The 2765-nt window shown below is 38.0% G+C and carries 2 protein-coding genes; both read right to left on the bottom strand.

What is annotated here, in order from left to right; all coding sequences use genetic code 11:
- Positions 1-87: 87 nt before the first annotated feature.
- On the bottom strand, positions 88-1065 hold the full coding sequence (locus AC3DU7_RS30440) for an alpha/beta fold hydrolase (RefSeq protein WP_488042973.1): 978 nt from the start codon (positions 1063-1065) through the stop codon (positions 88-90).
- Between the two features lie 126 nt (positions 1066-1191).
- A complete protein-coding gene (locus tag AC3DU7_RS30435) occupies positions 1192-2640 on the bottom strand; it encodes a serine hydrolase domain-containing protein (RefSeq protein ID WP_488042972.1) in 1449 nt (482 codons plus the stop codon).
- Positions 2641-2765: the final 125 nt, after the last annotated feature.

Below are 2765 nucleotides of genomic sequence, written 5' to 3'. Positions count from 1 at the left end.
AGGGAACAGGGAACAGGGAACAAGGAACAGGGAACAGGGAACAGGGAAGAATAATTGATAATTTCTGGATAAGAATTGATTTTATTTTTAATTTTTGGAGATGTCTAATAGAATTTTTACACTATCTACGATTATATTCGGTTGGTCTATCCACACAAAATGGCTACTTTTATTGGCTTGAATTTGAACGCAATTTGTTGATAGATTGCACAAATTTTTGTGAATTTGCTCTCGTAATTTGTTGGCTGATTTCAGAGGAATTAAAAAAGTCCACCAAGAAGAGTGAAAAAAAGAATTAGCTTTGATACTAACTATTGGCATCGAAGCAAACTCATTAGCAATATTTACCTGATTTCCGCTATTATTTAGATTTAGTATTTCTCGACTCATTGTAATCCAATGTTTAGAGCGACAAAAAGAACGTTTTACATAATTTCTCGACTCTTGAGAAAATTGTCGTAATTCAGGTTTGATTAATTCAAATATTCGACATTTTCTTAATAGCTGAATAATTCCTAATATTGAGCCTAAAATAGACATAACAAAGCCGGAAATAAATAATAATTTTAAAACTTGTAATTGGATAGGCATCTTCAGCATTCCTGTTTCATGGAGTCCATCTGTAAGTACCATGCCAATCACTTTTTCTGGGAAGCGATGAGCATATAATCTGACATTGTAACTGCCAAAGGAATTTCCTATTAAAATGTAAGGTGGGTTAATTTTTGCTCGGGTAAGTAGGGTATCTAATTCTGTAACAATTTGAGTGCTAGTTCGAGGATAAGGACTATGTTCGCTCCATCCATATCCAGCTCTGTCGTAAATACATACTCGCCCTAACTTTGCCAGTTTTTCTACTAAGAAATATCCTTCTATTCCACCTAAGCTATGGTCGAGAATAATCGTTGGACTAGCTTCTCCTACAACATACAAATGTAGACGATAACCACCAACATCAAATAGTTTTCCCGGAGGTGGTTTTTGATTTTCCAAATGACAGGCGATCGCTTGATAAATTGTTGTAGTAATTATCAGAATAATTCTGATAAATAATGACAATGACATTTTGAGTGTTTCTTTGGATAAAGAATAGTTTCCTTACTCCAAGTAATATGAGGAGTGGGAAATATAGCAATGTGCGCTAGCTTCTGTACAAATTACAGGAACTATCCAATAGCTAAAAGTCTTATATTATCGGTTTTTTTTACCCTTGATGCTTGAAAATGCTCCAAGGATACCGAGGGCGAGGAGACTAACAAGGGAAGTAGGTTCAGGAACAGATGTAGCTTGACAATCATCACAAAGCGCATCGTAAGTCAGGGATTCAAAATTATTGCTCAAGTTAGTTTGCAGATAAGGAAACAGTTGAGTCATTACCACACCAATCAACTCTTCTTCTGGATCGACAAAATAATGAGTATTGTAGAGACCTCCCCATTTGAAAGCACCAATTGAAGCTGGTGTTTCGCTAGGAGCTGCCTTAACAGCCATACCATTAGTAAAACGATAGCCAGTCATACCGAAGAGTTGCTGATACAATGGAATAACTTCTAAATCTTCGGGTTGGACTGAAAGAAAATTCTCCACCGTTTCCGCCTCAGCAATCTGAACCACTGTTTGACCATCTTGACTCGTTAATTCACCTTGATTGAGGAGCATTTGCAGAAAACGAGAATAGTCATCAACAGTAGAAGTTAAACCCGCACCTCCGGAGAAATAGGTATCTCCAGTAACGTAAGGATAGGCTCGATCCACATCTAACCCAGTGATTTCTTCAGTTTCCTCACCGATAGGTCTGAGACCATTATTTTCAGGAGTATAAGCAGTGGCAAGACGGTCTAATTTTTCATCAGGAACGAAAAAAGAAGTATCCTCCATCTCTAGTGGATCAAAAATTCTAGCTTCAAAAAACTCCGCTAGTGTCTGTCCCGATACGACTTCTATCAGATAGCCTAATAAATCTGAATTCAGACCGTAATTCCAGGCACTTCCCGGCTCGAATAGCAAGGGAATATCTGCCAGTTTCTCCATTCCTTCACCAATTGTTCCAGGAGTAGTGGAGTAGCCATCCGTAATTCCTGCTTCTTGTAACAGCGGACGAATGTAGAGATTGTTATTGAGATTATAGTCGATTCCAGAACTGTGATTGAGCAACTGCCTAATGGTAATTTGGTTTTCAGCAGCAACTGTAGTGAAATCATTTGGGTCTCCAGATGCTCCAGGAATCAATATTTCCATATCAGCATAAGCAGGAATGTATTGAGAGAGGGGATCGTCAAAATCAATCAAATCATCTTCTGCCAAAAGATGAACTCCAAAACCAGTCATAATCTTGGTATTGGAAGCAATCCGAAAAATATCATCAACCTGCATCACGTCTTGGGTTTCCAGGTCTCTGAAGCCTACTGCTTCATGATAGCCTACTTGACCATTTCTGATGATTATAGCTACGCCTCCAGCAATTTGCTCGGTATCTACAAGCAACTCTAGTTCTTCCGTAATTGCTTCTAGTTTAGACGAAGAAAGTCCGATCTCTTCTGGACTACTAGCTACAGGCAAAGCTTTGGCAAGAGGAACTGAGCTAAGAGAAACAAACCCCAAGGTTATAGCTGTTAGTAAAGATTTTTGACTTGATTTCATAATAAAATTCCCTGATAGGCTAGCTCAGTAATAGTATATGGAAACATTATACCATTTCTCAAAAGTCTTGCCATACTTAGAACCATACTTAGAGTGTGGCAAAATCACTTTTCTTCATAACCGAA

Source organism: Okeania sp., from assembly GCF_983059655.1.
This window is presented reverse-complemented; position numbering and strand designations above follow the sequence as displayed.

Excerpts from the sequence above, each read along its gene's own strand:
- AC3DU7_RS30440 (WP_488042973.1), bottom strand. The coding sequence starts at position 1,065 with ATGTCATTGTCATTATTTATCAGAATTATTCTGATAATTACTACAACA.
- AC3DU7_RS30435 (WP_488042972.1), bottom strand. The coding sequence starts at position 2,640 with ATGAAATCAAGTCAAAAATCTTTACTAACAGCTATAACCTTGGGGTTT.